This is a genomic window from Streptomyces sp. NPDC045026 (genome assembly GCF_056432625.1).
In genome coordinates this window covers 655,094-678,521 of sequence record NZ_JBWKIS010000001.1, presented here as the reverse complement: position 1 = coordinate 678,521, position 23,428 = coordinate 655,094, and the positions used below count along the sequence as shown (strand labels likewise).

At 69.2% G+C, this 23,428-nt stretch carries 22 protein-coding genes and 1 pseudogene; 13 read left to right on the top strand and 10 right to left on the bottom strand.

What is annotated here, in order from left to right; translation table 11 throughout:
* Positions 1-97 precede the first annotated feature (97 nt).
* Together AC07EJ_RS03040 and AC07EJ_RS03035 are read left to right on the top strand one after the other, a co-directional pair.
* Positions 98-1,372: a glycosyltransferase gene (locus tag AC07EJ_RS03040; protein ID WP_478883619.1), complete on the top strand. Its 1,275-nt coding sequence runs from the start codon at positions 98-100 to the stop codon at positions 1,370-1,372.
* Between the two features lie 91 nt (positions 1,373-1,463).
* Positions 1,464-2,792, top strand: a complete 1,329-nt coding sequence (locus AC07EJ_RS03035) for a wax ester/triacylglycerol synthase domain-containing protein (RefSeq protein WP_478883618.1) — start codon at positions 1,464-1,466, stop codon at positions 2,790-2,792.
* A gap of 53 nt (positions 2,793-2,845) precedes the next feature.
* Here AC07EJ_RS03035 and AC07EJ_RS03030 read toward each other — a convergent pair whose 3' ends face one another.
* Positions 2,846-3,769, bottom strand: a complete 924-nt coding sequence (locus AC07EJ_RS03030; RefSeq protein ID WP_389481876.1) for an SDR family oxidoreductase — start codon at positions 3,767-3,769, stop codon at positions 2,846-2,848.
* 105 nt (positions 3,770-3,874) lie between these two features.
* On the opposite strand from AC07EJ_RS03030, the gene AC07EJ_RS03025 reads away from it, so the two are divergent.
* Positions 3,875-4,441: a TetR family transcriptional regulator gene (locus AC07EJ_RS03025; RefSeq protein ID WP_389481874.1), complete on the top strand. Its 567-nt coding sequence runs from the start codon at positions 3,875-3,877 to the stop codon at positions 4,439-4,441.
* A gap of 56 nt (positions 4,442-4,497) precedes the next feature.
* Here the strand turns inward: AC07EJ_RS03025 and AC07EJ_RS03020 are convergent, their stop codons facing one another.
* Positions 4,498-5,754: an FUSC family protein gene (locus AC07EJ_RS03020; protein ID WP_389481872.1), complete on the bottom strand. Its 1,257-nt coding sequence runs from the start codon at positions 5,752-5,754 to the stop codon at positions 4,498-4,500.
* Positions 5,755-5,985: 231 nt separating this feature from the next.
* Here AC07EJ_RS03020 and AC07EJ_RS03015 point away from each other — a divergent pair, with 231 nt between their 5' ends.
* Positions 5,986-6,258 (top strand): HPr family phosphocarrier protein, encoded by a 273-nt coding sequence (locus tag AC07EJ_RS03015; RefSeq protein WP_362909423.1) that lies wholly within the window; start codon positions 5,986-5,988, stop codon positions 6,256-6,258.
* 79 nt (positions 6,259-6,337) lie between these two features.
* Here AC07EJ_RS03015 and AC07EJ_RS03010 read toward each other — a convergent pair whose 3' ends face one another.
* A complete protein-coding gene (locus AC07EJ_RS03010) occupies positions 6,338-6,907 on the bottom strand; it encodes a carbonic anhydrase (RefSeq protein WP_389481869.1) in 570 nt (189 codons plus the stop codon).
* 337 nt (positions 6,908-7,244) lie between these two features.
* Positions 7,245-8,000 (bottom strand): TetR/AcrR family transcriptional regulator, encoded by a 756-nt coding sequence (locus AC07EJ_RS03005; RefSeq protein ID WP_389481866.1) that lies wholly within the window; start codon positions 7,998-8,000, stop codon positions 7,245-7,247.
* Between the two features lie 89 nt (positions 8,001-8,089).
* Here AC07EJ_RS03005 and AC07EJ_RS03000 point away from each other — a divergent pair.
* Positions 8,090-8,952, top strand: a pseudogene (locus AC07EJ_RS03000) (NmrA family NAD(P)-binding protein).
* A 91-nt stretch (positions 8,953-9,043) separates the two neighbouring features.
* On the opposite strand, the gene AC07EJ_RS02995 reads toward AC07EJ_RS03000, so the two are convergent.
* Positions 9,044-9,649 carry a TetR/AcrR family transcriptional regulator gene (locus tag AC07EJ_RS02995; RefSeq protein ID WP_389481861.1) on the bottom strand — a complete coding sequence of 202 codons (606 nt, stop codon included), beginning with the start codon at positions 9,647-9,649 and terminating at the stop codon, positions 9,044-9,046.
* 103 nt (positions 9,650-9,752) lie between these two features.
* On the opposite strand from AC07EJ_RS02995, the gene AC07EJ_RS02990 reads away from it, so the two are divergent.
* From AC07EJ_RS02990 to AC07EJ_RS02980, 3 genes are all read left to right on the top strand, one after another.
* Entirely contained in the window at positions 9,753-10,190 is a 438-nt protein-coding gene (locus tag AC07EJ_RS02990) for an HGxxPAAW family protein (RefSeq protein ID WP_478883617.1), read from the top strand.
* Positions 10,191-10,302: 112 nt separating this feature from the next.
* The gene (locus AC07EJ_RS02985; RefSeq protein WP_389481926.1) at positions 10,303-11,097 is read left to right on the top strand and encodes an ArsR/SmtB family transcription factor; all 795 of its coding nucleotides are present in this window, start codon (positions 10,303-10,305) and stop codon (positions 11,095-11,097) included.
* Between the two features lie 199 nt (positions 11,098-11,296).
* Positions 11,297-11,869 (top strand): dihydrofolate reductase family protein, encoded by a 573-nt coding sequence (locus AC07EJ_RS02980; protein ID WP_478883616.1) that lies wholly within the window; start codon positions 11,297-11,299, stop codon positions 11,867-11,869.
* A 17-nt stretch (positions 11,870-11,886) separates the two neighbouring features.
* Here AC07EJ_RS02980 and AC07EJ_RS02975 read toward each other — a convergent pair whose 3' ends face one another.
* The 3 genes from AC07EJ_RS02975 to AC07EJ_RS02965 all read right to left on the bottom strand — a co-directional run bounded on the left by AC07EJ_RS02975 (position 11,887) and on the right by AC07EJ_RS02965 (position 14,500).
* Complete coding sequence (locus AC07EJ_RS02975) at positions 11,887-12,060, bottom strand: hypothetical protein (RefSeq protein ID WP_389481856.1); 174 nt, start codon at positions 12,058-12,060, stop codon at positions 11,887-11,889.
* A gap of 132 nt (positions 12,061-12,192) precedes the next feature.
* Positions 12,193-12,918: an aspartate/glutamate racemase family protein gene (locus AC07EJ_RS02970; RefSeq protein ID WP_389481855.1), complete on the bottom strand. Its 726-nt coding sequence runs from the start codon at positions 12,916-12,918 to the stop codon at positions 12,193-12,195.
* Between the two features lie 91 nt (positions 12,919-13,009).
* The gene (locus tag AC07EJ_RS02965; protein ID WP_478883615.1) at positions 13,010-14,500 is read right to left on the bottom strand and encodes an NCS1 family nucleobase:cation symporter-1; all 1,491 of its coding nucleotides are present in this window, start codon (positions 14,498-14,500) and stop codon (positions 13,010-13,012) included.
* A 313-nt stretch (positions 14,501-14,813) separates the two neighbouring features.
* Between AC07EJ_RS02965 and AC07EJ_RS02960 the strand changes: the two genes are divergently transcribed.
* Complete coding sequence (locus AC07EJ_RS02960) at positions 14,814-16,322, top strand: MFS transporter (protein ID WP_478883614.1); 1,509 nt, start codon at positions 14,814-14,816, stop codon at positions 16,320-16,322.
* Positions 16,323-16,366: 44 nt separating this feature from the next.
* Here the strand turns inward: AC07EJ_RS02960 and arcC are convergent, their stop codons facing one another.
* Positions 16,367-17,296 (bottom strand): carbamate kinase, encoded by a 930-nt coding sequence (gene arcC, locus AC07EJ_RS02955; RefSeq protein ID WP_478883613.1) that lies wholly within the window; start codon positions 17,294-17,296, stop codon positions 16,367-16,369.
* Between the two features lie 113 nt (positions 17,297-17,409).
* Here arcC and AC07EJ_RS02950 point away from each other — a divergent pair, with 113 nt between their 5' ends.
* From AC07EJ_RS02950 to AC07EJ_RS02935, 4 genes are read left to right on the top strand one after another with little or no spacing between them, the layout of a single operon-like run.
* A complete protein-coding gene (locus AC07EJ_RS02950; RefSeq protein WP_393584051.1) occupies positions 17,410-18,348 on the top strand; it encodes an oxamate carbamoyltransferase subunit AllH family protein in 939 nt (312 codons plus the stop codon).
* On the top strand, positions 18,345-19,892 hold the full coding sequence (fdrA, locus tag AC07EJ_RS02945; protein ID WP_478883612.1) for an acyl-CoA synthetase FdrA: 1,548 nt from the start codon (positions 18,345-18,347) through the stop codon (positions 19,890-19,892). The genes AC07EJ_RS02950 and fdrA overlap by 4 nt, the downstream gene beginning before the upstream one ends.
* Positions 19,889-21,316 (top strand): YlbE family protein, encoded by a 1,428-nt coding sequence (locus AC07EJ_RS02940; RefSeq protein ID WP_389481842.1) that lies wholly within the window; start codon positions 19,889-19,891, stop codon positions 21,314-21,316. Before fdrA ends, AC07EJ_RS02940 begins: the two co-directional genes overlap by 4 nt.
* Before the next feature lie 30 nt (positions 21,317-21,346).
* Complete coding sequence (locus AC07EJ_RS02935; RefSeq protein ID WP_389481839.1) at positions 21,347-22,663, top strand: cytosine permease; 1,317 nt, start codon at positions 21,347-21,349, stop codon at positions 22,661-22,663.
* Positions 22,664-22,683: 20 nt separating this feature from the next.
* Here the strand turns inward: AC07EJ_RS02935 and AC07EJ_RS02930 are convergent, their stop codons facing one another.
* Complete coding sequence (locus AC07EJ_RS02930) at positions 22,684-23,337, bottom strand: GntR family transcriptional regulator (RefSeq protein ID WP_389481836.1); 654 nt, start codon at positions 23,335-23,337, stop codon at positions 22,684-22,686.
* Positions 23,338-23,428 lie beyond the last annotated feature (91 nt).

Below are 23,428 nucleotides of genomic sequence, written 5' to 3'. Positions count from 1 at the left end.
CGTTGGTGGCGTATGGGAAAGCGTGAGTCGCGGCAGTCCAACGGCTTGTCCGGAACTGCGGGCCGCTCGACTCCGGTTGAAAGGGGACCCGCACTCGATGCGCATCCAGGTCATCACGGTGGGTTCGACCGGCTCAGTCGCCCCGTACACCGGCCTCGCACACCGGCTGTTGTCCGAGGGGCACGCCGTCGAGATCGTCACCCACGCCAAGTTCGCCCCGATGGTGGCTTGTTGTGGACTTCGCATGGCACCGCTCGAAGCCGACCCCTTTGAGGCGCTGATCGGTGCCCACAGCCGTGCCACCGGTGCGGCGCTTCCATCAAGGGCCCCTCGTTCGCTCCAGTTCCAGGGCCTCAAGTCCCTACGGTCACTGGTCCGGACGACCGAACAGGCCATGCTCTCGTTGGTGGACGCCATCCTCACCGCAGTGGATCCGAAGGCCGACCTCATCCTGCTGTCGACCATCGCGGCCCCGATCGGCGCGGCCGTCGCGCGCTACCACCGCATTCCCACCATGGGTGTCTTCCTTCAACCCGACGTGCCCACAGCCGAGTTCGCCCCGTGCACGATGGCCTGGCACGGCCCGGGCCGCACCAACCGCCTGCGGGGCCACGCCGCGAACACTGTCTTCGACACTCTGTACCGCACGGCCATGCGCGCCGTCCACACCCGCCTCGGTGTCGACCACCGCAGCGCCCATCGCCTGCGCGGCATCCGCGAGCGCAACCAGTGGCCGGTCTGGCACGGCTACAGCCCTTGGGTCGTACCCCGTCCGACGGACTGGCGGCCAGGGCTGCACGTGTCCGGCTACTGGTGGCCGCACGAGTGTCCGCACTGGCAACCACCCACCCTCGTCAGGGACTTCCTGGCCGCCGGACCACCCCCGGTACTCATCGGATTCGGAAGCATGATGCCCGGCGACCCGGAGGAGCTCGGCGGGATCGCAGCGCAGGCTCTGCGGCGCGCGGGACTGCGTGGGGTCGTCCAGTCGGGCTGGGCCGGTCTGTCGGTGGTCGACGACGACGTCATCACCGTCGGCGAGATCCCGCACAGCTGGCTGATGCCGCAGACGGCGGCGGTGGTCCACCACGCGGGCGCCGGCACCACCGCGGCCGGTCTTCGGGCGGGTGTTCCGGCGGTACCTGTCCCGGTCATGACCGACCAGCCTTGGTGGGCCGCCCGCCTCGTCCAGCTCGGGGTGAGCGCGGAAGCACTGCCGTGCACCGAACTGACCGCCGCACGGCTGACCGACGCGCTCACCCGGGCGACCCAGGACCGCGCGCTGTCGCGGAACGCCGCGGCAGCGGCCGTACGGCTGGCGCAGGAGGACGGGGCGGGGGCCGTGGCACGCGCGGTCGCCGCGCTCGGCTGATCCCTGCCGTCCGGCGCGTGCTCCGCCCTGTCGCTCGCGGAACGCACCGAACGGAGCAGGACACCCACCATCATTGGCTTGAGGACCCTCTATGACGCAGCCCGCCCCGCCATCACATCTCGCCACCTCGTCGGCCGCATCAGAACACAACAACGCGAGCCCCACCATCGCCATGCCACCGCTGGACGCCTGGTTGCACCGCCAACAGAGCACGGGCGGCTCCAACATGACCGCCGCGCTGCTCGCCTGGGTCGAGGGCCCCCCACCCACGTTGACAGCCCTTCGCCGCCTGGCCGGTGACCGTCTCGCGCACTACCGGCGGCTACGACAGCTGCCGAGCCCGGTCCATCCCACCGCCGACAGCTGGCCGCTGTGGTCGACCGGCCCACACTTCGAGGCCGATCACCACATCGTCGAAAGCCCCGACGTCGCCACGACCGGACCCGACGCACACCTCGCAGCACTGTTCACCGCGCCACTCGATCAGCGCCGCCCTCCCTGGCAGCTGCACCTCATCCCCACCGCAGGAGGCTTCGTTCTCCTGTTCCGCGCCCACCACGCGCTGCTTGACGGCGGGTCGATCGCCACAGTGCTCCGCGCCCTGTTCGACGAAGCCGCCACACTGCACCCTCCGCGAGCCGGTGGCACTGCGACAGCGGACGCACCCTCCCGAGCCCGTCAACTCGGCTGGATTCTGGGCGACTTGCTCCCCAAGGCCCGCCCACTGCCCTTTCACGGCCCCGTGGACTCTCACCGTGTCTTGTCCTTCCGCCAGGTACCGCGCAAGGAATTCGACGCCGCCCGCGCCGCATTGAGCCCCGCCGCGTCCGCCGAACGGGCCTCCACCAACGCGGTCTTCCTCACCGCCACCGCCGGAGCCCTCCGAACGACGGGCCTCACCGGGCACCTCCTGCCGACCTTCCCCGGCATCTGCGCCCTGGTCCCCGTCGACGTACGCACCCACGAGGAATCAGCTCTCCTCGGCAACCATTACGCCACCGTCCGGGTGCCACTCCCCCTGCAGCGGGACGCGCGACTGAGGCTCGCCGCCGTCGACTCCTTCATCCGGCGCGGCGCGATCGGAGCCAGGGCTCGCGCCCAGGCCGCGGTGGTCTCATCGCGACCGCACAAAATCACCCCTCTGAGCAACGCGGCGAGCCGCTACGTCGACTCACCTCGCTACTTCTCTCTCCTCTGCAGCAGCGTGTCCACACACGCCGGCGAACTGACCCTGGGGCCGGCGAGACTCACCGCGATGGCAGCCATCCCGCCACTCGGCCCCGGCCACCCGCTCGCAGTCACCGTCACCCATCACGGCAGCACGTCGGTCGTCACCACCATCACCGACGGCAACCATCGCCAGCTGGCACAACCGCTCGCCGAACGAATCCACGACGAAATCCGCTTGCTGGCCAACTGACCTACTCCGCAAGGCACATGAGGGGCATAAGGGCCTCGGGATGCGTGCCCAGGTCAGGCGGTCGTCGTCGGCGCCTGGAAGTAATGCCCCTTGTCGAGGTCGTCGAGGAGACCGGGGCGGGTCGGCTCCCAGGCCAGCATTTCGCGGGTCAGCGTGTTCGACGCCGGGGCGTCGATCCCGACGAAGGCGCTGAGCCAGGTGAAGTGCTCGGGGGCGTCCTCGGGAGCCACGGAGGCCACCGGCACGTCGAGGTGACGGCCGATCACTTCGGCGACGTCACGGATCGCGACCCCCTCCTCCGCGACGCCGTGCAGCACCGATCCGGCAGGTGCCTTTTCGACCGCGAGGCGGAACAGATGGGCGGCGTCGAGGCGGTGGACGGCCGGCCAGCGGTTGGCGCCGTCGCCGATGTAGCCGGAGACGCCCTTGGCGCGGGCAGTGGCGACCAGCGACGCCATGAAGCCGTTGTCCCCATCGCCGTGGCAGGTGGGAGAGAGCCGCACCACGCACGAGCGCACGCCCTGTGAGGCGAGTGCGAGCACCGCATCGGCCGTGGCCACGCGGATGGAGATCGGCGAACCGTCGACCGCGGCCATGTCCCGCTCGGTCGACACCCGCCCGGGTGCGAGGCCGGCCACGCCGGAGGCGATGACGAAGGGCCGGTCGGTGCCGGCGAGCGCGGAGCCGATGGTGTCGACGGCGCGGCGATCCGCCTCGGCGGCCCCCTGGAAGTCGCCGCTGAACGCGATGTCGTGCTTGAAGGCGAGGTGAATCACCCCGTCCGACGCGGCGGCCGCGTCACGGAGCACGTCCAGGTCGTCGACCGTGCCGCGGACGACCTCCGCCCCTGCGGCAGTGAGCGCGGCCGCGGAGGCGTCGGAGCGGGCCAGCCCTACGACCTCGTGCCCCGCGTCGATGAGCTCGGGAACGACGGCGGAGCCGATCCAGCCGGAAGCGCCGGTCATGAAGATGCGCATGAAGAAACCCCAAAGAGTCGATGGCAAGTGCGGCCCTGGTGATGTCAGTGCCTGTCATCAACGCTACACCTGATGTCATTCACTGTCATCACGTAGGATCTGCGCATGGGTAGATGGGAGCCGAACGCGCGTGGACGTCTGGCGAACGCGGCGTTGGCGCTCTACAGCGAGCGCGGGTTCGAGCAGACGACCGTGGCGGAGATCGCCAAACGGGCCGGACTCACGGAGCGCACCTTCTTCCGGCACTACGCGGACAAGCGCGAGGTCCTGTTCGCCGGCTCCAGCCAGCTGGAGGAGGCGCTCGTGCAAGCGGTCGCCGACGTTCCGAAGTCCGCGGCGCCGATCGACGCGGTGGCCGTGGGCCTCGACACCGTCGCCGGGTTCTTCGCCGACCGCCGCGACTTCGCGCGGCAGCGACAGGCCGTGATCATGGCGAACGCGGAACTCCGGGAGCGCGAGCTCATCAAGCTCGCCTCGATGTCGGCGGCGCTCGCCGACACCCTGCGCCGACGCGGCGTGGCGGAGCCGGCCGCGAGCCTGACCGCCGAGGCGGGGGTCGCCGTCTTCAAGGTGGGCTTCGAGCGGTGGATCGGCACGGCCGAGGAACGCGAGATGTCGCAGTTCCTCAGGGAATCGCTGGACGAACTCAGGACCGCACTCACGGGCAACTAGCCCGCATCTCCTCCCTGTCACGCGCGTCCGTCACGCACGCCCGTCACACCCTTCCGTCATGCGCGGTTTCTGCGTACGCGAGGCCGGCGCCTGCGCGCCCATTTCTGCACGTCGGCGAGTGCCGGGAAGCGTTCGTGCAGTTGTTGAGCGTTGCGGTCCAGTTCCTCCATCAGCCGCTGCGTGCGGTGGTCCGTGTCGAGTTCGGCGAGGATGCGGTCAATCTCGGTGAGCAGGGCACCCTGCAGTTGCCACTGGCTCGGGTTGTCCTTGACGGTGTCCAGAAGCAGCCGCGCGACGTGTTCGCGCTGGGCACCGGCGGCGGCGAGATGGCTGACCAGGCGACCCTCGGCCGTCTCCGATTCCGAACTGGTTCCGGTGGAGACGAGCACGGCGAAGCTGACCACCGCGTCCGCGACGTGGCCGAGCAGATCCCGCATCGCGTTCGACACCTCGGGCTCCAGCAGCGACTCCGCCTCACGCTGCTTGGCCAGGTCCGTGAGGGTCCGGGCGATGACGCGCAGCACGACGGTGCAGATTTCGAGTGTGTCGAGACCGGTCCGCAGGACCACGCGATGCAGCCGTCCTTCCCGTACGCGCGGATTGAGCCGGAGGCTGTCCTCGGCCTGCCGCAGGGAGGCGTCCACGTCTGCGATGTCCTGATCCAGGCGGCGTGCCTCGTGGAGTCGTTCCGCAGCCAGGGGCCAGGGGGTTTCCTCGTCGAGCTGGTCGCTCAGATCGAGGAGCAGTCGGCGCATGCGCCGGGCGAGGTCCTCCAGGGCGTCGCCCGCCGTGTCCACCCATAGGGGCGGGGCGAAGAAGAGGTTGAAGGCGAGTCCGGTCAGGGCTCCGATCAGGGTTTCCAGTACGCGGTCCCAGGCACTCGATGCCACTTGGGTGACGCCGAGCACGAGCATGGCGCTGATCGCCACCTCGGGTACGAACTCGTTCGCCCTTACGAAGGGTCCGATGGTGAGGGAGGACAGGATGATCAGCGCCAGGCTCCACCACGTGAGCCCCACCAAAGCGCTGAACCCGATGGCGATGAACACTCCGACGACCACGGCGTTGATGCGGCGGATGCTCATCTTCACGGTCGCGTAGAGGGTCACCTGCACGACCAGGAGAGCAGTCAGGGGTGCGGTCAGAGGGACCGGTTCGCGGCTGAGGTGCAAGGCGATGACGTAGGCGATCGTCGCTGCGGCGGTGGCCCTCAGCGTCTGCACAGCGACCGGGTGCCGCATCCGTTTCACGAGCCGACGGCCACTCGGGACACGGCTCAGCGGCTTCAGAAGCCGTTCGGGTACCAGACGCATCTTCAGTCCCTTCCCCGATCCGTCCGGCACCTCCCGGTGGAGTAGACCGCCCGGGTCTTGCGAGACGAGACCGAGGGCGGCCCGAGCCCACACTTCATGCCCGTATCTGTTTACTTCGCCGCGCCATCCCCGTAGCATCCCGGAAAACAAAGAATCTCAGACATCAAACAGATGCAAATCCACATTCATGGAGGGCCTCCCGCCCTTCGCCTCCAGAAAGAGAGTCAACTCATGCCGCAGCGCACAGTCGTCATCGGTTCGCGCACCGGGCTGCACGCCCGCCCGGCCTCAGTCTTCGTCCAGGCCGCCGCGAAGCAGCCGGTCAAGGTGACGGTGGGGCGTGAGGGGCAGAGCCCGGTCGACGCACGGAGCCTGCTGTCCGTGCTCGCGCTCGCGGTCAAGCACGGCGACTCCGTGGTGCTCACCGCCGAAGGCGACGGCGCGGACGCCGCCATCGACGAACTGGCCGCGCTCGTGGCGACGGACCTCGACGCCAGGGAGTAGCGGGACCCATGAGCGCCGACGGCTCCAGTCCGGTGGCCGAGGACTGCGGGTCGGTGATGGCCTGGGGGCACGCGTCGGTTCAGGAAGGGGCGCCGGACAGGACTTCCACCTTGCCGGTGTCGAGTGAGTAGTAGGCGCCGACCACGGCGAGCTCTCCCTTTTTCACGAGTGGGGCGAGGTCGTTGTTGGTGCGCAGATCGGTCGCGGTCAGGGTGACCTGGGCGCGGGCCATGGTCTCGACGGGGTCGGCGCCGCCCTGGCGGACTGCCTGCCGGTAGGCCGGTTTCAGAGCCTCGACGATCGCCTGCAAGTTGCCCGGCAGCGGTTTGCTGTCACGCAGGGACTCGTACGCCGCCTTGACGGCTCCGCAGCGCTGATGGCCGAGCACCACGATGAGCGGGGTGCCGCTCGTCATGGGCCCGTACTCGACGGAACCGGTGACCACCGGTTCGATCGCCTCCCCGCCGGTACGCATCACGTAAAGGTCGCCGAGCCCCGTGTCGAAGAGGAGTTCAGGCGGTACGCGGGAGTCGATGCACGAAAGGACCGCTCCGTACGGTTCCTGCTGTTGAGCCACGAGCTCACGCCGGTCCGGATCCCGGTCGGGGTGCTGGAGGTCTCCGCTCACCCAGCGCTTGTTGCCTTCCATCAGTCTCGTGAATGCCGCCGCGGGCGTGGACGGCGGCGGCATCGGCGTTGCGCTTGTCGATGCCGTGCTTGACGGCGCCGTGCTTGACGGCGCTGTGACGGCGCTGGTCCGTGTGCACCCCGTGAGCGCGACCGTGGCGCTCGCAAGTGCGCCGGCCAGGAGAACTCTGCGGTGCGGAGATTCTGCTGCGTCCATCGGTCGTTCCCCTCGGTGCCGCGTGCCGCGCACACACGCCCATGCGTCCTGACAGGGGCGATTGTGCAGTCCGGTGCGGGTGACCTGGCGACAGGCACAAGCGGGGGCGGGGCACATTGCCACCCACGGCCTATTGAGAAGCTCAGCCGTCGGCGGCCAGACGCCCCAGCCACTCGGCCAGCAGCTGCTGTTCCGCCCCGCTGAGGGTCGTCTGTTCGGGCAGGGCTGCACGCAGGGCGCGTGCGGCACCGGCGGGGCCCGCGGCCTGCACGGCCGGTTCCTGGTTGGTCACGGTGGCGACCATGGACTCTCGAAGCGTCGTCAACAGGGCCGGATTGCGCCGGTCGTCGGGCAGCGAGAGCCAGGTGAGGACCGCGCCGCGCGCCGTGGCATGGATGATCATGGCGGCGAGCTCCTCGTCGACCCGGAGCCATCCGGCAGCGGCCAGCCGCCGGATCCGCCCCATGAGGATCTTCATGCCCGCTTCGAACGCGGCCGACGAGTTGGCGGCGGGCTCGCTGTACATCAGCGTGTACAACGCCGGATTGTCCAGCCCGAACTCGACGGCCAGATCCCAGCCGGCCCGCAGGTCCTCGATGGGGTCCTCGGGATGAGGAACCACGGTCTTGCTCGCGAGGAACTTGGCGAAGCCGTGCTCGGCCACCGCTTCGAGCAGTCCGTCCTTGTCGCCGAACAGCCGGTAGATGGCGGGGGGTTGCAGACCCGCCGCAACGGCGACGGCGCGCGTCGTGACCGCGTCACGACCCTCGCGCCCCAGCAGGTCGGCGGCGGCCTCGATCACCCGCTGCCGGGGCTCTTCGCGCTCCGTGGGTGCGGTCCCGGATTCGCCGGATTCGACAGTGGCCGCGTCACGGCCACCTCGTGAACGTCGTGACATATATCAACGATACAGCACGCCCGATACCGTCGATAATATCGGTGATACGCTGAATGCGATTCCACTGGAACCAAACCTTGGAGTGAACCATGATCATCGTGACCGGAGCCACCGGCCGGCTCGGGCGCCAGATCGTCGAGCGCCTGCTGACACGCATACCCGCGGACCAAATCGGCGTCAGCGTCCGCGCCCCGCAGAAGGCGCAGGACCTCGCGAACCGAGGGGTGCGCGTTCGGCAAGGCAGTTTCAACGACGCCGCCGGCCTCGCGCACGCCTTCGAGGGCGCCTCTCAAGTGCTCATCATGTCCGTCGACAAGATGGGCGAGGAAGCGGTCCGACAACACCGCGCGGCCATCGAGGGCGCCGTCGCGGCGGGCGCCCGACGCATCCTCTACACCAGCCACATGGGCGCGAGCCCCACGTCTCGTTTCGAGCCGTGCCGTGACCACGCCGCCACCGAGGAGTTCCTGCGGACCTGCGGTGTGCCGTACACCTCGCTGCGCAATGGCTTCTACGCCACGAGCGCGCTGCAGTTCCTGGGGCGTGGGCTGGAGTCGGGAGAAGTCGAACTCCCTGCGGACGGACCGGTGAGCTGGACCGCGCACGCCGATCTCGCTGACGCGGCCGCCGCCGTCCTGGCCGACGAGGGACGCTTCGAAGGCCCGACGCCGCCGCTCACCGCCGCGCAGGCGCTCACCTTCGACGACATCGCCGGCATCGCGACCGAAGTCGGCGGCCGTAGCGTCAAGAGGATCACGACGCCTGATGACACGTTCCGCGAGCAGCTCGTGGGTCATGGCGTGCCGCCGAGACGGCCGGTCAGCTGCTCGGCGTCTTCACCGCCAGCCGCGCCGGCGAATTCGCGACGGTCGACCGGACACTCGCCGACCTGATCGGGCGAGAACCCGCCACCCTGAGCACGGTGTTGCGCGAGCAGCTGGGTGGCAACTGACCTATATCTATGTCTTGGCCTCGACAGCCTTGAGTGTGGGGCATTCGGCACTCTCCACTGAAAATGTCCCGTTGCCTCAGCGGCACGACCGTCAATCCCCGCTCGGCCACGCGGCCATCGCCAGCTCAGCCACCCGGGACAGCGCGTCCGCGTCGGCCCCGTCCCGTGCGCGCTGCGAAAGCCCCTGCACGATCGTGGCGAAGTAGGACGCCAGAGCCGACGCATCGGTCCGGGCCGGCAGCTCCCCTTCCGCCTTGGCCCGGCACAGCCGTTCCTCGATGGCGGCCAGGCCCGCGTTGCGCACGTCGCGCAGGAACTTCGCGATCTCCTCGTCCTGCACGGTGACGTTGGTGGCCGCACTGATGGCCAGGCAACCCGCCGGGTGCGATGGATCCGCGTAGACCGCCGCCGCCTCATGCAGGATCCGGGACACGGCCCGGCGAGCCGTCGGCTCCTCGGCCAGCGCACGCGCCGGGAAGGAGCCGACCGGCGACCGCCCGTACACCTCGACGGCCTCCCTGAAGAGCGCCTTTTTGTCGCCGAATGCCGCGTAGAGGCTGCCCGGACGGATGCCCATCGCCACCGTCAGCTCACCCAGAGAAGTCGCCTCGAAGCCGCGCTCCCAGAACAGCCGGATGGCCGCCTCCAGCGCCGCGTCCCGGTCGAACGTGCGCGGACGCCCGCGTGCCTTGCTCATGCTCGCCATTCTAGAGCGCTCGCTCAAGAACTCATGCTAGGTTCGATTCTTGAGTGATCGATCAACAAATAGAGCAAGCCAAAGCCAAGGAGGCCCTCAACCAATGGGCGGACAGCAGGATGGGCAGCTCGACGGGCGTCTGGGCGGGCGACCGGAGAGGCGGCATCTGGACGGACCTCTCCACTCACACCGGCACGACGAAGGGCACACCGTCGCCGGGTGGGCGGGCTTCACCATCGCCACAGCCGGGGCCGTCATCACCGGCCTCGGCATCTGCGGCTGGCGCCCGGGGATCTGGCTCGGGATCTGCGTACTGGCCGCGGCGGCGCTGGCCACATGGGGCCTGCACCTGACGGGCCGGGGCAAGCCGCCAGGCCCGCGGTCTCCTGAGCTCAGGGGCCGGGACCGCGCCGCCCGCGATGGACATGCGGACTGCCTCGGGTGCCGGATGGCGGGACGGCGCGGCGTTCCCGCACGTCCGCACGCCGCCCCCGAGCCCGCCGCCACACCCACCGAAGCCCCCTCACCCGCCGACCTCTGACGCGGGCGACGACCAGGGCGCACTAGGCATGCACGAACCCTCTCCTCGCGACCGCTGGCATTATGCAGGCGATTGCCTGCATAATTGGAGGGTGAGCCTCGAAGCGACAGCGATGGACCCGGTCTTCAAAGCGCTGGCCGACCCCACCCGGCGGCGGCTGCTCGACCGGCTGCGCGAGCACAACGGCCAGACCTTGCGCGAGCTGTGCGAGCGCCTGGACATGGCACGCCAGTCGGCCACCCAGCATCTCGACATCCTGGAGAGGGCCGGCCTCGTGACCGTCGTCCGCCGCGGACGCGAACGGCTTCACTACCTGAATCCGGCTCCGATCCACGAGATCGAGGAACGCTGGATCTCCGAGTTCGACAAGCCCCGCCTGCAAGCGATCAGTGCCATCAAGCACCAGGCAGAGGAGTACGCCATGACCAACGAAAACGAATCAGCATCCGTACCGTCCTACGTCTACGTCACCTACATCCGGGCCGGCGCCGAGCAGGTGTGGCAGGCCCTGACGGACGCAGACCTGACTGCGCGCTACTGGGGACACTCCAATGTCTCCGACTGGCAGCCGGGCTCGGCCTGGGAACACCGCCGCGTCGACGGATCGGGGGCCGTGGACGTCGTCGGTCAGGTACTCGAGGCCGAGCCGCCTACGCGTCTGGTCATCACGTTCGAGGACACCCCGGACGCCCAGCCGCCGCGCGAGCCCTCCGTCGTCACCTTCCTTGTCGAGCCGCACGAGGACATCGTCCGGCTCACCGTGACACACGAGAAACTCGCCAACTCGGAGATGCTGAACGGCATTTCGCAGGGATGGCCGGCCGTCCTGGCGAACCTCAAGTCGCTGCTCGAGACCGGCGACGTCCTCCCGCAGGCACCGTGGAGCATGTCCAGCACGCCCGCCTGAAGCGACAGGGGGCTGGGCTGGGCAAGGAGAGTGGCCCGGTGCGCGCCGATGATTTTCGGCGAGCTCCGCAGTCATCCAGTCAGTAATAGCGGGTGACCCGCGGGCGCGTAGCCGTAGCGACCACCGCCCGAATGACGGCCACCTGCCACCTGCCACCTGCCACCTGCCACCCGGACGAAGAACACCAGGAGCCCTTGAGATGCGCACTCTGATCAGCACCAGCTTCGTCTCGCTCGACGGCGTCGTCGAGGCCCCAGGTGGGGAGCCGGGCTACCGGAACTCCGGGTGGACCTTCAAGGACGTCGACTTCCTCCCGGCGGCGTTCGAGATCAAGGGGCGCGAGCAGCAGGAAGCCGCCGCCATGATGATGGGCCGCGTCAGCTACGAGGCGTTCAGCCCCGTCTGGCCCGGCATGGAGGAGTTCGCCCAGTACAAGGCCATGCCGAAGTACGTCGTCTCCACCACCATCACCGAGGACGACCTCGTCGCGGACTGGGGCGAGACCACGATCCTGCGCTCCCTCGACGATGTCGCCGCGCTCAAGGAGACCGAGGGCGGCCCGATCATCATCCACGGCAGCGCCGCCCTCAACCGCAGCCTCTCCGACGCCGGCCTCATCGACCGCTACCACCTGCTCGTCTTCCCGCTCCTGCTCGGCGCGGGCAAGCGGCTGTTCAGCGACACGGACAAGGACACCCAGAAGCTCAGGCTCGTCGAGTCCGAGGCGTACGCGAACGGTCTACAGAAGCAGGTCTTCGACGTCGTCCGCTGACAGCACAGGGGGACGGTTCAAGCGGGCTGAGCCGCGTCGACTTCGTCCGGGGTTGGCGGGGCGGATCCGGCGGAGGTGGTCAGGACCGGGTGGCGTTCCAGCTCCGCGATCCGGGCGGTGGCGCGCAGGGGCCGCTCCGGGGCACGGCCCCGGGCGCCGAACGCGTCGAGATCCGCTGCCCCCTGAGTCACGTCCACAGCCCCTTCATGACACACCGCTTGCCCGACGCGCGCACGGAACTGGACCACGACAGCGCCCGTCGGGAGCGGTAGTTCAGCATCCGGGTGACGGTCGCCACCCCGCGAAGCGACCCGGTACGGGACTCATGCGGCCCGCGGCGGCCAGTTCTTGACGGCCTTGGGGCGCGGCGCCGCGTACGTGCGTACCTTCGAGGTGGACAGGCCGAGGCGGACGAGGGACTCGGCGATGGTCACGGCCGCCGCGACGCCGTCCACCACGGGGACGCCTGTGCGCTGGACCACTCGCTCCGTGAGGCCGGCCATGCCGCCGCAGCCGAGGCAGATCACCTCGGCCTTGTCTCGTTCGACGGCCTGGGCCGCCTGTTCCACGATGGCCTCGACGGCGGCTTCCTCGTCGCTCTCCAGGTCCAGTACGGCCATTCCACTGGCCCGCACCGAAGCACAGCGGTCCGCGAGACCCGCGAGCTTGAGCCGGTCCTCGATGAGCGGCACGGTCCGGTCGAGCGTGGTGACCACGGAGTAGCGGTGCCCGAGGAACTGCGCCGTGCTCGCGGCGGCTTCCGTGATGTCGACGACCGGGACGTCAAGGAGTTCCTGGAGCCCCTCCCGTCCGTGCTCGCCGTACCCGGCCTGGATGACTGCGTCGAAGGGGTGCGGGTAGGAGCGGACCGCCTCCATCACGGCGACGGCCGCGAGGTAGCTCTCGTAGTTGCCCTCCACGGACTCCGCCCCGAACGGTGGCGTGAGGGGCACGATCTCCGTCCCCGGTGAGGCGACGGCGGCGGCCTGTGCGCCGATGCTCTCGGTCATCGAGGCGGTGGTGTTGACGTTGACTACGAGGATGCGCATTTCTGGGCTTTCTTGCTGGGGTCGGCCTGGGCCGAGGGTGGTACGCGGGTGGTGCGCAGGTGGTGCGGGGAGCGTGGAGGGCGCGGGGTCGTCAGCCGGCGTCGACCGCGATGGCCTCACCATCGACGTCGCTGGTCGGCTTCTTCCGGTCGGCGAGGACCAGGTAGACGACGGTGGAGAGGGCCGCGCCGATGAACCAGGAGAACCCGGAGACGGACTTGAAGGTGGGGACCAGCGCGATGACGACGGCGACGGCCGCGGCGGGGACGAAGGCGGCGATGGCCTTCATGTGGAACCCGCGCTGGTAGAAGTAGTCGCCCTGCTGGTCGTCGGTGTAGAGGTCGGGGACGTTCACACGGGTCTTGCGGACCAGCCAGTAGTCCGCCATGACGACACCGAAGATGGGGCCGAGCAGCGCTCCGAGGCCGCCGAGGAAGTAGTTCACCACGGTCGGGTTGTCGTAGAGGTTCCACGGCAGGATGACCAGGCCGATGACGGCGCTCACCACGCCGCTGCGACGGAAGTTGAGCGTGCGCGGGAAGAGGTTGACGAGGGCGTAGATGGGCGCCACGAAGTTCGCCATGAGGTTCACCGCGATCGTGAGGGTGATGAACGCGAGTGAGGCCGCCGCCATCAGGAACGTGTTGGGGATCGAGCGCACGATGTCCTCGGGCCCGGTGATGACCTCGCCGTTCAGCTTGAACTGGGCCCCGCTGAGCACGACCACGATGCCGGCGAAGAAGAGCATGTTCACCGGGATGCCGACGAGGTTGCCTCGCACGATCGCCCGGCGGCTCTTGGCGGAGCGCGTGAAGTCGCAGAAGTTGAGCACGAACGTGCCGTAGATGACGACCCAGAGGGCGGCGCTCTCGAAGATCTGGCGCCACATGTCCACGCCGCTCGGCGCGGGACCGGTCGACAGGGCGATGGAGCCGTCGGCGCGGATGAACATCCAGATCGCCAGCGCGGACATCGTGATCAGGATCGTCGGTGCCGCGAACGCCATGTACTTGCGGATGAGTTCCATGCCGTAGCTGACGATGACGACCTGAACGACCCACAGGGTCAGGAACGTCGCCCAGCCCAGGGTCGAGAGCCCGAGGATCGAGTTCTCGTCGAGTGAACTCAGCCCGGGGAAGAGCACCTTGACGAGCGCGCCCAGCACTGACGCCGCCAGGTACGTCTGGATGCCGAACCAGGCGATGGCCACGACACCACGGACGATGGCCGGGATCTGCGCTCCCTTGACGCCGAACGCGATGCGGCTCATGACGGGGAACGGGACACCCGTCTTGTTGCCCATGTACCCCGAGAGGGTCAGGAGCAGGAACAGCAGCGCTGACGCGATCGCGAAGGCGACCAGGATGTTCCAGACGCTCATCCCCAGGGCGAACAGGCCTATCGCGAAGGCGTAGTTGCCGAGGCTGTGCACGTCGTTGCCCCAGAGGGTGAAGACGTTGTAGGCGCCCCAGCGGCGCCCTTCCTTCTTCGTGGGGGCGAGGTCGGGGCTGTACAGCCCGGGGCTCGTCCGGGGTTCCCCGTCGACCGCAGCGGTGGGTGGCTTTTCGTGTACGGCGGCCATGACATACTCCCGGCTTTTCCGTATCGCGGAATAATTCTTCCTTGTTTCGGAACGGGAGATTACGGCCGGCGGTAGCGGCGGTCAATAGGTGACTGCTCAGAATTTATGCGACACCACTCCGCACCCCACCGTGACATCTCTCACGCGGTGAAGATTGCGTGAGCAAATTGTTTCCGCGTGACGTCGCCCCCTCGGCCCACCCTCGCCCCGTCGCACGCCCGAAGGCGGTCATCCTGCATACCAACGCGGCGGTCATGGCCGATCCAAGGCTGTGACCTTTACGTTCGACCGTGTTTTGGTATACAAAATCTGCATGCCCGTCTCTCCGCCGCCACCGCGCACCCCTCAGGAGCAGCTACCGGATCCCCGGCGCTGGTGGGCGCTGTGCGTCCTCGGCCTGGCCCAGCTGATGATCCTGCTGGACAGCACCATCGTGAACGTGGCCTTGCCGTCCATACAGACCGAGTTGGGCATGGCGGACGGCGACCGCCCGTGGGTCGTCACCTCTTACACGGTCGCCTTCGGCGGGCTGCTCCTGCTCGCCGGTCGCATCGCCGACCATGCGGGGCGGGGGCGCGTCTTCGCCTCGGGCCTGCTCGGTTTCGCGGTCGCCTCGGCGGCGGCGGGGGCCGCCCCCACGGCACAAGCCCTGTTCGCCGCCCGTGCCGTGCAGGGCGCCTTCGCCGCGCTTCTGGCGGCCTCGGCCCTCGCCCTGGTGACCACGGCTTTCACCGACCTGCGCGAACGCCGGAAGGCCATCGCCGTCTTCGGTGCTCTCGGCGGGGCCGGCGCCTCCCTCGGCGTCGTCCTGGGCGGGCTGCTCACGCAGTGGCTCGGCTGGCGCTGGTGCCTGCTGGTCAACGTACCCATCGCCCTCCTCGCACTGCTCGGCACGCTGTGGACTCCGCGTGACCACGCCCAGCGCCTCACCGGCCGTATCGACATCGCGGGTGCGGTGCTCGGGTGCGGCGGTCTGACGGCGGTGGTGTACGCGTGCAGCCAGGCGGAGGCTCAGGGGTGGACGTCTCCTGCTGTACTCGGCGTGCTGCTCGCCGGAGCCGTCCTGCTGACGGCGTTCGCCTGGTGGCAGACCCGGGCCGCCGCCCCGCTGCTGCCTCCACGGCTGATGCGCGACCGGCGCCGGGTCGCCTCGCTGCTGGCCGGTGGCACGCTGATGGCAGGCCAGCTGTCCGTCTCGCTCTATCTCACGTACTACCTGCAGACCGTCCTGGACTGGTCCGCGCTGGCCAGCGGCCTGGGCTTCCTGCCCATCAGCCTCGTCACCACCGCGACGGCGACCCAGCTCGGCACCCGCCTGCTGCCCAGGTTCGGGCCGCGCGTGATGATGACGGCCGGCCTGTGCATCTCCGCATGCGGACTGTTCCAGCTCACGCTCCTGGACCCGGATTCCACGTATGCCGCGAACGTCCTCCCCGCACTGATCACCTTCAGCGTAGGCATGGGCGGCAGCTTCCTGGCCATCATGACCGGCGCCACCTCCGACGTGCCCGCGCAGGACTCCGGCATCGCCTCGGCGACGGTCAACTCCGCACAGCAGATGGGCGGTTCCATCGGGTCAGCCGTCTTCAACACTGTGGCGGCGAGCGCGGCGGCGGCCTTCCACGGGAGCCGGCGAGCCGCCACTCTGCACGGCTTCGCCTCGGCCATCTGGATCCCCCTCGTCCTGCTCCTGCTGGCAGCGGTCGCGACGGCCACGCTGACAGGTCGCCGTTCTACCCGTGTATATGCGCGCGCAAATACTTCTCTCCGTAATTCCCGAGAGGTCGAAAATGGGCAGGGAAGCAGAAGTCGCGGCGCTTGAAGAGGAGAAGTAAAGGAGAAATAGAAGAGAAATGCTTCGTCGGTTCAGGCGAAGACGATCCCCTCCGCGACATCGGCTCGGATCTCGGTGCCCACACGACGCTCCAGCAGGTCGTCGATCCTTTCGAGCGGGCCGATGAGCGCGCGTCCACCGGCCTTCGCGACCCGCACCGCGGCATCGACCTTCGGCTTCATGGACCCCTCGGCGAAGGCCAGCTCGGAGAGCGCCTCCGGCGATGCCGTCAGGATGTCCCGCTGCTCGGGGGTTCCCCAGTTCTCGCTGACGTAGTCGCCGTCCGTGAGCATGACCAGCATGTCCGCCTTGAGTTCGGCAGCGAGGGCCGCGCTGGCGAGGTCCTTGTCCACGACGGCCTGCATGCCTGTCTGGCGGCCGTTGCCGTCGATCTTCACGGGCACACCTCCACCACCGACGCAGACGACGAGTCGGCCGTTCTCCAGGAGCATGCGCACGAGCGGCGCCTGGACGATGCGCCGAGGGGCGGGGGACGGCACCACGCGCCGGAACGCGGCACCGTCGCGCGCGATCGTCCACCGGTACTCGGCCGCGGCCTCAGCGGCGTCCTGCGCGGAGTATTGGGGACCGATCAGCTTCGTCGGACGCTCGAACGCCGGGTCCGCCTCGTCGACCTCGGTGGTCGTGACGACCGCCGCCACCTCGCGCTCTCCCGCGAGAGCGTTGGAGAGCTCCTGCTGGATGACATAACCGATCATGCCCTGCGTCTCCGCGCCGAGGATGTCCAGCGGGTACGCGGCCACGTCCTGGTAGGCGAGGTTCTGCAGAGCCAGGAGCCCCACCTGGGGTCCGTTCCCGTGCGTGATGACGAGCTCGTGCTGACGGGCGAGGCCGGCGAGCGCCTCGCACGTTGACTTCACGTTCGCGCGTAGATGGTCGGCCGTCATCGGTTCTCCCCGACGGGCCAGCGCGTTGCCTCCGAGAGCCACGACGATGCGCATGGATTCCCTCCACAGACGTGTTCGCTTCCCCATTGTCAAATGGTATACCAGTGAGTGAACGTTGAGGGGAACCCATCACGCCTCATGGGCACGGTGGGGGCGAGGAGGGTGCAGTGACTTCTCTGCGTACGGCCACTGAGGTGCGCGCCGTCTCCGGCGACGCAGCGGTGCTCACGCACCTGCGCGCGCTGCGCGGTCAGGGTGTCGTCGAAGGCGTCTTCCACCGGACTGTCAATGTGCTGACGCCTGATGACAGGCTCATCGCCCTCGCGGCACGTGGCGGCGGTGATGCTCCGCGGACCCTCGTCACCGATGCGGACAGCTGGTCGGACAGAGGTGTCTCGGCGGGTCGGACCGTGGAGTTCGCTCCGGGGGTCATCACTGTCCGCGCGGCGGGCGGACACCTGCGCGTGCGCATGGAAGGTGCGGATGAATGGCATCCCATTCTTCCGTCGCTCGCGGAGCTCGGCCCGGTCGGCCTCGCGGCCGCAGCCTCGGCGCTCGACCGGCTGGTACGGGCACACGGCTCACGCGGCGGCATGCTCGGCCCGACTGCCACCGCGTCCTCGATGGAGGTGGCCGTCACCCGGGCACTCGCCGACGGGCAGGACCTCCTCGTGTGCGCGATCAAGTCCGGGGACGACGCCGGCATGCGCCGCGGCATCCTGTCACTCCTCGGACTCGGTCCGGGACTGACACCCGCGGGCGACGACTTCCTGACCGCGCCCGCCCTGTTGTCCGCGCTCCCCGGCAGCGGGCTCGGCCCGTTCGCGCGCGCCCTTGAGGACGTCCTGCGTGAACACCCCGGACGTACCACGCGGTTGAGCGTCGCCACGCTCGACGAGGCCCTGGCGGGACGAGCCCGCGCCTCACTGCTCGACGTCCTGCACGCGCTGGCCCGCCCCTGCGGGGGAAGCGAGGCGCACCTGGCACAGACCATCCGCACGCCGGTCCGACACGTACTGGCCATCGGCCACACGTCCGGCACCGACATCTTGTCCGGTCTCGCGACCGGGCTTCGCCTGGAGAAAGAACTGCGAGGTTCGCTGTGAGCATCACAGCAGTCGTCAAGAAGAACACCTACTTCGACTCGGTGTCGCTGATGTCCCTCTCGACCCGGGCGAATCAACTGCCCGGCGTGGAGCAGGCGTTCATCGCCATGGGCACCGAGATGAACAAGGGCGTGCTGAGCAGCCTCGGCCTGCTCACGGCGGATCTCGGTACCGCGGGTACCGGGGATCTCATGATTGTCGTGGAGGCGGGCGAGGGAGCCGATCAGGCAGCGCTGCTCGCCGAGGTCGAGGCACTCCTCGTACAGAAGGCACCCGGTGCGAGCAGTGCGGACACGGTCACGTACCGGACGGTGGACAGCGCCGCGCGCGGCATACCCGGGGCGAACCTCGCGATTGTCGCGGTCAACGGCGCGTACGCGGCCCGAGAGGCACGCAAGGCGCTGGAGAACGGCCTGCACGTGATGGTCTTCAGCGACAACGTCCCCATCGAGGAAGAGGTCCGCCTCAAGCAACTCGCCCACAGCAAGGGCCTGTTCATGATGGGGCCCGACTGCGGAACCGCCATCATCAACAACGTCGCGCTGTGCTTCGGGAACGCCGTGCGGCCCGGCACCGTCGGTGTCGTCGCGGCATCCGGCACGGGCGCGCAGGAGGTCAGTGTCCGTATCCACGCGCTGGGCGCGGGCATCTCGCAGCTCATCGGCACGGGCGGCCGCGATCTGAGTGAGCAGGTCGGCGGCATCATGATGATCGACGGGATCCGGGCACTTGCCGCCGATCCCGGGACCGGTGTGATCGTGCTCGTGTCCAAGCCGCCCGCCTCTGCGGTGCGGGACAAGGTGCTGGCCGAGATCGCGGAAGCGGGCAAGCCCGTGGTCGTGTACTTCGTCGGCGGGTCCGAGGAGGCAGTGACCGCGGCCGGCGGACACTTCGCCGCGAGCACCCAGGACGCGGCGCTCCAGGCGGTCCGTCTCGGGGTCGACGCTCACGCGGCCGTCGAGGAGCCGGCTGCCAAGCAGGTGGACGAGGCATGTGCCCGACTCGCGCCTGAACAGCGCTACGTGCGCGGCCTGTTCTGCGGCGGGACCCTGTGCGACGAGTCGATGTACGCGCTGCTCGAAGTCAGCGACAACGTGTGGAGCAACATCCAGAAGGACCCCGATCGCCGCCTGACGGCCGGCAGTCCCAGCGTCGGGCACACCTTCCTCGACTTCGGCGACGACGACTTCACCAACGGCCGCCCGCACCCGATGATCGACCCGTCGCTGCGTCTCGCACGCCTGCTCCAGGAGGCCGAGGACCCCCAAGTCGCCCTCGTCGTCATGGACTTCGTCCTCGGATTCGGAGCTCACGAGGACCCGGTCGGGGTCACGCTCCCCGCCATCGCGCAGGCCCGGAAGATCGCCTCCGACGCGGGCCGTCACCTGGAGATCGTGGGCTACGTCCTGGGCACCGACCTCGACACCCCGGGCCTCGCCGAGCAGATCGCGGCCCTGGAGGCCGCCGGGGTCACCGTCACCCGCAGCAGCACCGAGACCGGCCACTTCGCCCGTGAGACCGCCCGGAAGGCACACCGCGCATGAGCACTCAGGCCACCAGCCTCTTCACCAGCGACCTCAGCGTCATCAACGTCGGACCGGCCATGTTCGAGCGGGACATCACCGCCCAGGGCGCACAGGTCACGACCCTCGGCTGGGCTCCGCCCGGCGGCGGCAGCCCCGCGGTCCTCGCGGCTCTCGACGCGCTGGAGGACCCGCGCGTCGCCGAGCGGACCGAGGCGGCCAATGCCGAGGCCGTCGACCGCATCGTCGGCGCCCGGCCGATGCTGGTCGGCTTCGGCCGTGCCCTCGACGTGGTGCCCGGGATGACGCCGACGACGATCCTGCACGCCGGGCCGCCGATCACCTGGGACCGGATGGCGGGCGCCATGAAGGGAGCCGTCACCGGAGCCCTCGTGTTCGAGGGCCTGGCGCGCGACCTCGACGAGGCCGAACGCCTCGCGGCCTCCGGCGAGATCACCTTCTCGCCGTGCCACGAACACGACTGCGTCGGTTCGATGGCCGGTGTCACCTCCGCGTCGATGTACATGCACGTCGTCCGCAACGAGACCCATGGCAACACCGCCTTCACCAACCTCTCCGAGCAGATGGCGAAGATCCTGCGCATGGGGGCGAACGACGAGAGCGTCATCGAGCGCCTGATCTGGATGCGGGACGTCCTCGGCCCGATGCTCAAGGAGGCCATGGAGATCGGCGGCCCCGTCGACCTGCGCCTCCTGCTCTCCCAGGCACTGCACATGGGCGACGAGTGCCACAACCGCAACATCGCGGGCACCCTGCTCCTCGCGCAGGCCCTGACTCCCGCCCTGCTGCAGACGGGCTTCACCACCGAGCAGAAGAAGGAAGTCTTCGACTTCATCGCAAGCTCGGACTACTTCTCCGGTCCCACCTGGCTTGCGATGGCCAAGGCGGCCATGGACGCCGCACACGGCATCGCGGGCTCGACGATCGTGACCACGATGGCCCGCAACGGCGTCGAGTTCGGCCTCCGTGTCAGCGGCCTGCCCGGTAACCAGTGGCTCACGGGCCCGGCCCAGCCCGTCGTCGGGCCGATGTTCGCCGGCTTCAAGCCCGAGGACGCCGGTCTGGACATCGGTGACAGCGCGATCAGTGAGACGTACGGCTTCGGCGGTTTCGCGATGGCGACCGCACCCGCCATCGTCGCGCTCGTCGGCGGAACGGTGCAGGAGGCCGTCGCCTTCACCCGGGACATGGGCGAGATCACGACGGCGCAGAACCCGAACGTCACCATCCCCGCCCTGGGTTTCCAGGGCATCCCCACCGGCATCGACGTCCGCAAGGTCCTCGCCACGGGGATCCTGCCGGTCATCAACACGGCCATCGCCCACAAGGAGGCGGGCATCGGGATGATCGGCGCCGGGATCACCCACCCACCCGCCGCGGTCTTCGAGCAGGCCGCCATCGCCCTGGTCCGCACGGTCGCCTGACGGCGCGCCGGCCCACCCACGGAGGCCACGATGAACAGACGCGATCCCGTCACTGCGGACACCGCCCACGCGGGGCTCGAGCTGGACCCGGAGTACGAGCACACTCCCGTTCCGACGGAGAGTCGCAAGTCCCTTCTCACCGTGTCGGCCGTGTGGTTCGGATTCCCCATGATCCTCACCAACGCCGTCCCCGGCGGGATCGTCGTCGCGCTCATGGGCTTCTGGCGCGGTCTCGCCGCCATCGTCGCCGCGAACCTGGTGATGCTGGTCTACGTCGGTCTGCTCAGTCACCGGGCGGGCAGCACCGGCGAGAGCTTCTCCCTCCAGGCGACCAAGACCTTCGGGAGGGTCGGCTACGTCGTCGCCTCAGGATTCCTCGCGACGGTCGTCGTCGGGTGGTTCGCCTTCAACACCGGCGCCACGGGCGCCACCCTGCACCAGGCGTTCGGCTGGCACGAACAACTCGTCGCCGCCGTCGCCGGGATCGCCTTCGTCGCGATCACGTTCCTCGGCATCCGCGCCCTGTCGTGGCTGGGCGCGGTCGCCGCCCCGCTGTTCATCCTCGTCGGCCTGATAGCCCTGGTGATCGTCTCCCGGGACCATGACCTCGCGACCGTCCTCGACTACCGGGGCGTGGGCGGGAACAGCGCCCTCACCTTCGGTGCCGCCGTCTCCCTCATCATGGCGACCTTCGCGGACTCCGGAACGATGACGGCCGACTTCACCCGCTGGTCCAGGAACGGCAGACAGGCCGTCATCGCGACGGCCACCGCGTTCCCCGTGGCGAGTCTGGTGGCCCAGATCACCGGAGGCATCGTCGTCGCGGCCGGCGCCGTCGCCTCGGCCGGCACGGTCGGCGGCAACTTCCTCCCGATCCTCACCGGCGGTCACGGCATCGCCCTCGACGTACTGGCCGCGGTGTTCGTCTTCGTCAACCTCGGCTCCGTGTGCAGCCACTGCCTCTACAACGGGGCTCTCAGCTGGTCGCATCTGACCCGTACGAGGATGCGGGTGATGACGCTCGTCCTGGGGGCCGTCGGCACGGTCGCCGCCCTGGCCGGCGTGTGGGACCACTTCCTCGACTGGCTGGTCGTCCTCAGCGTGTTCGTCCCACCGCTCGGCGGCGTACTGATCGCCGACCAGGTGCTCCTGCGCCGCCGCCTCGACGGGCGCGCCGAGGCGGCGGTACGTCTCACGGCGTTCGCCGCGTGGGCTGCCGGAGCGGCCGCCGGAGGGCTCGTGCACTGGTACGCGCCCCAGTTCTCCGACGCGGTCACCGGCCTAATCGTCGCTCTGATCGCGTATGTCGCGCTGGAGCGGATGACGGTACGAAGCCGGGGTGCGTGAGGGCGGACGTGGGTGTGCGTCTACTGCTCCGGAGTGCGCTTGCGGTGCGCGGCGGCCTCGCTGCGGCCGGTCGCCAGGTGCTTGAGCGCCAGTTCCTCTACGCGGGGCACGTCCCGGGCCTCGATCGCCTCGTACAGCTCCTCGTGCTCCTTGGCGACGCCGGTGATGTCGTCGTGCTGGCCGAGCAGCCAGCGCATCCGGCTGCTCAGGGTGCGGCCGAGCTCGTTGAGCAACTCGTTGTCCGCCAGGGCCGTCACGGTCTCGTGGAAGTCGGCCGCGGCCCGCCGCGCCGGTACGGCATCCCCCTTGGCCGCCGCCCGCAGCTCGGCGTCCAGGTCCGCCCTCAGCCGCGCGAGCCCCGCGCGGGTGCGCCGCTGGGCGGCGAGACGGAACGCCAGCATCTCCAGGGCCGCCTTGACCTCGTCGAGGTCCTCGACGTCGGACGAGGTGAACTCACGGACCACCGCCCAGCTCCGCGGGCGCGGAGTGACAAGACCCTCGTTCACCAGGTCCTTGAGGGCGTCCCGGACGGGCAGGCGGCTCACCCCCAGCTCCGCCGCCAGTTCCCGCTCCACGAGCTTGCTGCCCGGCGCCCGCACCCCGTCGAGAATCTGATCGCGCAGCGTGCGCGTGACCCGCTCCGACTCGGGTTCAAAAGTGTCATCCCCTGTCATGACCACTATTCTCGCACCGCGTCGCAGGTCATTCGGTCTTACCCCACCTTCTCGACGGGGGCGGCGGGGCGGAGGAGTGGCGACAGCGCCG